General features: G+C 74.2%; 10 protein-coding genes. 7 read left to right on the top strand and 3 right to left on the bottom strand.

From position 1 onward, the window contains the following. Positions 1 to 123 precede the first annotated feature (123 nt). On the top strand, positions 124 to 528 hold the full coding sequence (locus tag H9652_RS01045) for an FKBP-type peptidyl-prolyl cis-trans isomerase (RefSeq protein ID WP_030150127.1): 405 nt from the start codon (positions 124 to 126) through the stop codon (positions 526 to 528). A 40-nt stretch (positions 529 to 568) separates the two neighbouring features. Here the strand turns inward: H9652_RS01045 and H9652_RS01040 are convergent, their stop codons facing one another. Together H9652_RS01040 and H9652_RS01035 are read right to left on the bottom strand one after the other, a co-directional pair. Next, entirely contained in the window at positions 569 to 1,834 is a 1,266-nt protein-coding gene (locus H9652_RS01040; RefSeq protein ID WP_318243925.1) for a class I SAM-dependent methyltransferase, read from the bottom strand. A gap of 46 nt (positions 1,835 to 1,880) precedes the next feature. Next, complete coding sequence (locus H9652_RS01035; RefSeq protein ID WP_191794236.1) at positions 1,881 to 2,750, bottom strand: LysR family transcriptional regulator ArgP; 870 nt, start codon at positions 2,748 to 2,750, stop codon at positions 1,881 to 1,883. Positions 2,751 to 2,819: 69 nt separating this feature from the next. Between H9652_RS01035 and H9652_RS01030 the strand changes: the two genes are divergently transcribed. The 3 genes from H9652_RS01030 to H9652_RS01020 are packed head-to-tail and all read left to right on the top strand — an operon-like array spanning position 2,820 to position 4,238. Then, positions 2,820 to 3,431 (top strand): LysE/ArgO family amino acid transporter, encoded by a 612-nt coding sequence (locus H9652_RS01030; protein WP_191794235.1) that lies wholly within the window; start codon positions 2,820 to 2,822, stop codon positions 3,429 to 3,431. A 35-nt stretch (positions 3,432 to 3,466) separates the two neighbouring features. Next, complete coding sequence (locus H9652_RS01025; RefSeq protein ID WP_318243924.1) at positions 3,467 to 3,775, top strand: SelT/SelW/SelH family protein; 309 nt, start codon at positions 3,467 to 3,469, stop codon at positions 3,773 to 3,775. 10 nt (positions 3,776 to 3,785) lie between these two features. Then, on the top strand, positions 3,786 to 4,238 hold the full coding sequence (locus H9652_RS01020) for a DUF5680 domain-containing protein (protein ID WP_191794234.1): 453 nt from the start codon (positions 3,786 to 3,788) through the stop codon (positions 4,236 to 4,238). 80 nt (positions 4,239 to 4,318) lie between these two features. Here the strand turns inward: H9652_RS01020 and H9652_RS01015 are convergent, their stop codons facing one another. Beyond that, positions 4,319 to 4,753 (bottom strand): DUF5997 family protein, encoded by a 435-nt coding sequence (locus H9652_RS01015; protein WP_138823248.1) that lies wholly within the window; start codon positions 4,751 to 4,753, stop codon positions 4,319 to 4,321. A gap of 59 nt (positions 4,754 to 4,812) precedes the next feature. Here H9652_RS01015 and H9652_RS01010 point away from each other — a divergent pair, with 59 nt between their 5' ends. The 3 genes from H9652_RS01010 to H9652_RS01000 form a co-directional block, all read left to right on the top strand. Then, positions 4,813 to 5,754: a LysR family substrate-binding domain-containing protein gene (locus H9652_RS01010; protein WP_191794233.1), complete on the top strand. Its 942-nt coding sequence runs from the start codon at positions 4,813 to 4,815 to the stop codon at positions 5,752 to 5,754. A 46-nt stretch (positions 5,755 to 5,800) separates the two neighbouring features. Next, positions 5,801 to 6,208, top strand: a complete 408-nt coding sequence (locus H9652_RS01005) for an ArsR/SmtB family transcription factor (RefSeq protein WP_191794232.1) — start codon at positions 5,801 to 5,803, stop codon at positions 6,206 to 6,208. Further along, on the top strand, positions 6,205 to 6,781 hold a 577-nt coding region (locus H9652_RS01000; protein WP_191794279.1), incomplete at its 3' end, for an SRPBCC family protein. The genes H9652_RS01005 and H9652_RS01000, both read left to right, overlap by 4 nt.

Here is a 6,781-nt window from a genome sequence, read left to right as displayed (position 1 = left end):
GAGCGCACCCGGCGCGGTGCGGTGCGCTCCGCCGTCGGGCAGGGAGGGGGCGGCAGGGCCGGGCGTGTGCCGCACGCTTAGGCTTGTCCTCGAACCCCGCAACTCCATCCGAGAGGTAGCACCATGAGCACGCAGCTCCCCACCGCGTCCGGCTCGTTCGGCGACAAGCCGGTCCTGACGTTCCCCGAGGGCGGCGCTCCCGCCGGCCTCCAGGTCCAGGTCCTCGAGGAGGGCAGCGGCCCGGTCGTGACGGCCGGCCGCACGATCGTCGTGCACTACCTGGGTCAGGTCTGGGACGGCGGCATCTTCGACACGTCGTACGACCGTGGTGAGACCATCAGCTTCCCCATCGGGACCGGTGCGGTCATCGGTGGCTGGGACAAGGGCCTCGTGGGCCAGAACGTCGGCTCGCGCGTCCTGCTCTCGATCCCGCCGGAGCACGGCTACGGCATGCGCGGTGTCCCGCAGGCGGGCATCGGCGGCACGGACACGCTGGTCTTCGTGGTGGACGTCGTCGGGGTCCAGTGACCTCGACCCCTCGCGCCTGACGGGCCGGGGCCCCGGGTTCTCAGCGGGCGACGCTGCGCGTCACCGTGAACCTCGGGTCCCGGCCCTCCTGCGTCGTGGGCCCGACCGCGCGCTCGAGCGCTGGCCGGTAGCGCAGGTGCGAGTTGAACACGGTCCACAGCTCGCCGCCGGGGCGCAGCACGCGGCCCGCGGCCGCGAACATGCGGTGCGCCGCATCGGTGCTCAGGGCGGCACCCTGGTGGAAGGGCGGGTTGCACAGCACGACGTCGGCGCTGCGGTCAGCGAGCGAGGACCCGACGTCGTCGCGCACCACCCGGACCCGGTCACCCGCCCCGGCGGCGACCGCGGTGGCCTGGGCCGAGCGGACGGCCGCCTCGGACTGGTCGGTCGCGACGACCAGGGCACCCGGACGCGCGCGGGCGAACGACACGGCGAGGATGCCCGTGCCGCAGCCCAGGTCCACGGCGTCACGCGCCCCCGGCGAGACCCGGTCGAGGAACCCCAGCAGGAAGCGCGTCCCGAGGTCGAGGCTCGCACCTGCGAACGCCGCGCCGTACGCGACCACGTCGAGGTCGAGCTCCGTCAGGTGCTCGGTGACCGGGTAGGTGAGGTCGGTGCCGGGCCGGGGACCGCGGGCCACGAGCACGCGGGACTTCTGCCGCGCGAGGCTCGCCCGCACGTCCGTGAAGGACTCCGCCAGGACGTCGTTCATGGCCGTCGTCATGTGCTTGACCCGGCCCCCCGCGAGCAGGACCACGTCAGGGGCCGCGAAACGCGCGACGTGCTCCGCGACGTCGCGCAGCGCCGCGAGCGAGCGCGGGAGCTGGAGCAGCACGACGCGCGCGCCGCGCAGCAGGTCCTCGCCCAGCGGCAGGTGCGTGAACGTGTCGGCCAGTCCCTGGAAGGCACGGCGTGCGGCCTGCCGGGCGTTCCGGTCGAGCGCGACCTCGCCCGTGACGGCGTCCTGGTGCACGCGGATGCCGGTCAGCCCGTGCGCCACCGCGGCGCCCAGCGTCAGCGCCCCGAACCGGTCGTCGATCACGACGACCTCGCCCGGCCCGGCGCTCCTGAGGGCGCTCGCGGCCTCGTCGAGGAGCAGGCGGTCGGTCGCGTCGACCGCGACGAGCGTCGGGTCGGCGTCGCGCGTGGCGCTGCCGGGGCGGCGCTCTGGGCCGGAGGGGGCGTCGGGCGAGAAGCGTTCGAGCCCGGCGAGGAGGAGGTTCCGGGCGGCGAGCGCAGGGGTGGCCGATGCGTCGGGGTGGGCGACGTCGTCGGGCAGGGAGGCGTCGCAGGGGAGAGGGGGCACGGGACAAGTCTGCCCTGCTCGGGCGCCCCGGGCGGGGTGCCCGAGGTCACCGCAGGTGGGCGGCTGCCGCCTCGCGGACGGCGGCGGCCACCCGGTCGAGCGTGGGGGAGTGCAGGCGCCACTGCTGCCAGTACTGCGGCACGGTCAGGCTCGCGGCGTCGTCGAACCCGACGAGCCGGCCGGCGACCTCGGCGTCGTGGCTCTGGAGGTCGGGCAGCATGCCCCAGCCCATGCCGAGCCCGACCGCGCGCAGGAACTCGTGCGAGGCCGGGACGTAGTGGCGGGGGCCGCCCCGGCGGCGACCCAGGTAGCGGTCCTGGAGGTCGTCCTTGCGGTCGAAGACGAGCACGGGCGCGACGGCGAGGGCCGTCGCCGTGGGACCGCCCGGGAACCACCGTTCGACGAACGCGGGGCTCGCCATGGGGCGGTAGCGCATGCGGCCGAGGGGGGTCGAGCGGCAGCCCGGCACGGCCGTCGGGACCGAGGTGATCGCCGCGACGGCCGTCCCGTCGCGCAGCAGGTCGATCGAGTGGTCCTGGTCCTCGCGCAGGATCTCGAGCCGCGCCCACGACGACGCCTCGGCGAGCACGGGCAGCGCCCACGTGGTCAGGGCGTCGCCCGTGATGACGAGCGTGATCTCAGGGGTGCTGCCCGAGGTCAGGTCGAGCTCGGCCAGGACCTCGGCGTGCTGGAGCGCGAGATGGCGCGCGTGCCGGACGAGCACCTCGCCCGGGGCGGTGAGCGTCGCCGGCCGACCGCGGCGCACGAGGACCTGGCCCACGGACGTCTCGAGCGCGCGCATGCGCTGGCTGATCGCCGACGGGGTCACGCCGAGGTGCTGGGCGGCGGCGTCGAACGTGCCGGTGGTCGCGATCGCGTCGAGCGCGCGGAGCTGGTCGGGCTGAAGATCCACCATGAGCAGATCTTATGGTTCGACAGAATCATTCGCTGGACTGTCGAATCTCTCGTGCCTACCGTCGAAGGCGTGACCTCCCTCGCTCCTCTCCTCGCCGGCCTCGGCACCGGGCTGTCCCTCATCGTCGCGATCGGCTCCCAGAACGCCTTCGTGCTGCGCCAGGGCCTGCGCCGCGAGCACGTCCTGCCCGTGGTGCTGGTGTGCGCGCTCTCGGACCTCGTGCTCATCGCGGCCGGGGTCGCTGGCCTGGGGGTGCTGGTCTCGCGCGCCCCCGTGCTGCTCGCGGTCGTGCGCTGGGGCGGGGCCGTGTTCCTGCTGGTCCTGGCGGCGCAGGCGGCCCGGCGCGCGCTGCGCCCCGCGACCCTCGAAGCAGCCGAGGGGGGCTTGAGGATGGCGGTGGGGGCCGCCGTCGGGACGGCCCTCGCCCTGACCTGGCTCAACCCGCACGTCTACCTCGACACGGTCCTGCTGCTCGGCTCGGTCGCGGCCGGGTACGGCCACGACGGGCGCTGGGTCTTCGGCGTCGGGGCGGGGATCGCGAGCATCGTGTGGTTCACGACGCTCGGCTTCGGGGCGCGTGTGCTCGCGCCGGTCTTCGCGCGACCCGTCGCGTGGCGCGTGCTCGACGGCGTCATCGCGCTCGTCATGGCCGTCCTCGCGGTGATGCTCGTGGTCAGGTGACACGAGGTCGGTGCCGCCTCTGGCACGCTGGGCCCGTGGACGAACAGACCGACGTGACCCCGGCCCGCGTGACCGTCACCTACTGCACGCAGTGCAACTGGATGCTGCGCGCCGCCTGGCTCGCGCAGGAGCTCCTCACGACCTTCGGCACGAGGCTGACCGAGGTCGCCCTGGTGCCCGGGACGGGCGGGATCTTCCAGGTGCACGTGGGCGACGAGCTCGTGTGGGACCGCAAGGAGCGCAAGGGCTTCCCGGAGGTGCCCGTCCTCAAGCGGATCGTGCGCGACCGCGTCGCCCCCGGCCTCTCGCTCGGCCACACCGACCGTGTCGGTGGTGCCTCCTAGCATCGGCGCCATGCTCGCCGACGACGCCCACGCGTTCCTCACCCGCGCCCGCGCCCGGACCTACGCCGCAGGGGAGGGGAAGACGACCGCGATCCTCGCGGGGTCGGTGCAGTACGAGCTCGCCGAGGGGCCCTGGCTCTACCGCGACGTGTACTACATCGGCAACGGGATCTTCCCCGGCATCGAGGTGGTCCACCACGACGGCGTGCCCGTGTGGTCGGTGTCCTACTCGGGCGACTTCTCCTCGATGAGCGAGGGGCAGGCGGACCTCATGCTCCAGCCCGCGCTCGTCGAGCACGCGGCCACGACACGCACGCACGAGTCCGTCGACGCCGACTACGGGGCGTTCCGGTACACGTGCCGGGGCGAGGGGACCCGGGACGCGTTCCTGGGCCGGGAGGAGATCACCGCGGGCGGCGAGCTCGTCTACTGGCTCCAGTACGCGGGCGGCTTCATCGGGTGAGGCGCCCGGGGTGGCCTGGGGCGTCTGGCCGGGCGGGTGGTCCGGCGTTGGCGTGGCGCCCCACCGGGCGCCACGCGGTGTCACTCGGCCGACGACGCCTTCTGCTCGGCCTCGCGGTTGGCGCGGGCGACCTTCTTGGCCTTCTTGAGGTCGCGCGCCTTGATGCGCTCCTCCTCCGCCCGGACCTCGGCCTGGATCTCGCGCTCGCGCACGAGCCACGCGGGCGGGTCCTCGCGCAGCTCGTTGATCTGCTCGGTGGTCAGCGCTTCCTCGACGCCGCCGCGGGCGAGGCCCGCGATCGAGACGTTGAGGCGGCCGGCCACGACGGGGCGCGGGTGGGGGCCGTTGCGGCGCAGGTCGACGAGCCACTCGGGCGGGTTGGTCTCGAGCTCCTCGAGCCGGCCGCGCGTGATGGTCCCCTCCTGGAACTCCGGGGGAGTGGCGGGAAGGTACACCCCGAGCTTCTTCGCCGCGGTCGCGGGCTTCATGGTCTGGGAGGAGTGCGGGGTGCTCATGGTCCCAGGGTATCGGTCCCGGCCCGGGTTCCTTGTCCTGGGGCGGCTAGGGTTGTGGGGTGGAAGAGACTGCGCGCAGCGCCGAGCACGACGCCGACCGACCGGCCGAGGACGTCACCGACGCGCAGGCCCCCGGGTTCCGCCTCGCGTACGTCCCCGGCGTGACGCCCTCGAAGTGGGTGCGGACGTGGATCGACCGGGTCCCCGACGTGCGCCTGGAGGCGCTCGCCGTCCCGGCTTCGCAGGTGGAGGCCCTCCTGCACGACGGCGGAGCGGACGTCGCGATCCTGCGTCGCCCTGTGCGCAGCGAGGGACTGAGCCACATCGCGATGTACACCGAGGTGCCGGTCGTCGTGGTCCCGCGCGACCACGTGTTCGCGGCCCTCGAGAGTGACGAAGCGCTCACCACGGCGGACCTCGCGGACGAGGTCGTCCTGCATCCGCTCGACGACGTGCTCGGCTGGGCCACCTCTGCCGCTGCTTCGGGTGCTGACGACGAGGTGTCCCCTGTGCTGCCCGGCAAGCCGGCCCTGGAGCGCCCGGCGACGACGGCCGACGCGATCGAGCTCGTCGCGGCGGGGATCGGGCTGCTCGTCGTGCCGCAGTCCCTCGCGCGCCTGCACCACCGCAAGGACCTGACGTACCGGCCCCTCGACGGGGGGCCCGAGGCGCCCGTCGCGCTCGGCTGGGTGACCGAGGAGAAGTCCGACCTCGTCGAGGAGTTCATCGGGATCGTGCGCGGCCGTACGGCCAACAGCTCGCGCGGCGTCGCGGGCCCCACCCCGCCCACGCCGGAGGCGAGCAAGAAGACGGACGGGCGTTCGTCGTCGGGCGCCAAGAGCGGCGGGAAGGCCGGGCAGACCGCCAAGGGGGCGAGGACGGCGAGTGCGGCGCGCAGCGGCGCCAAGCAGGCGCCCAAGGGCGGCAAGAAGTCGGGCAAGTCCGTCGCGAAGCGGCTCGGGAAGTCGCAGTCGATGAAGGGTCGCAAGAAGGGGCGCTGAGTCCATCGCCCTTGACTTATATAAGTCACAGGTGAAAGATCGACGGATGGAAGCGTTCGACGTCCTCGGCGACCCCGTCCGGCGACGGATCCTCGAGCTGCTGTCCGGCGGCGAGACGTCCGCCGGCGACCTCGCAGCCGTGATCCGCGACGAGTTCGGGATCAGCCAGCCCGCGGTCTCCCAGCACCTCAAGGTGCTGCGCGACAACGGGTTCGCGACCGTCCAGGCAGCCGGCACCCGCAGGCTCTACGCCCTGGACCCCGGCGCGCTCGACGAGGTCGACACCTGGCTCGACGGCCTCCGGCAGCTCTGGGACCAGCGCCTCGACGCGCTCGGCACCGAGCTCGCGCGAGGGCGCCGCGCCCGCCGTCGGGCCGCGTCACCCCCGGACGCCTCCCGCACCGCCCCGGCCGCGGACCCGCGACCGGACCCCGCGAAGGAGGCCACGAGATGACGTTCGACCTGAGCACCGAGATCGACAGGGCCCGCCGCACCGTCGGCGAGCGCGACGACGCCCGCGTCGTGCTGCTGAGCCGCACCTACGACGCCCCGGTCGAGGACGTGTGGGACGCGTGCACCGACGCCGAGCGCATCGCGCGGTGGTTCCTGCCCGTGACCGGCGAGCTGCGCCTGGGCGGGCGCTACCAGCTCCAGGGCAACGCGGGCGGCGAGGTGCGCGAGTGCGAACCGCCGCGCCGGTTCCTCGTGACCTGGGGCATGAGCGAGGAGGACCGGAGCACGGTCGAGCTCCGCCTCGCCCCTGCCGACGGCGGGGCCACCGAGCTCACGCTCGAGCACGTCGCGGTCGTGCCACCCGAGTTCTGGGACCAGTTCGGCCCCGGGGCCGTGGGCGTCGGCTGGGACCTCGCTCTCCTCGGTCTCGCCGCGCACGTCGCGGGCGTCGACCTGGGCGACCCGGCCACGCTCGAGACGAGCCCCGAGATGCGTGCGCTCCAGACCGCCAGCGCCCAGCTCTGGCGCGGCGCGCACGAGGCGTCGGGCGCAGAACCGGGGGGGGGCGCGGCGG

Source organism: Oerskovia rustica, assembly GCF_014836555.1.
GTDB lineage: Bacteria > Actinomycetota > Actinomycetes > Actinomycetales > Cellulomonadaceae > Oerskovia > Oerskovia rustica.
This window is presented reverse-complemented; position numbering and strand designations above follow the sequence as displayed.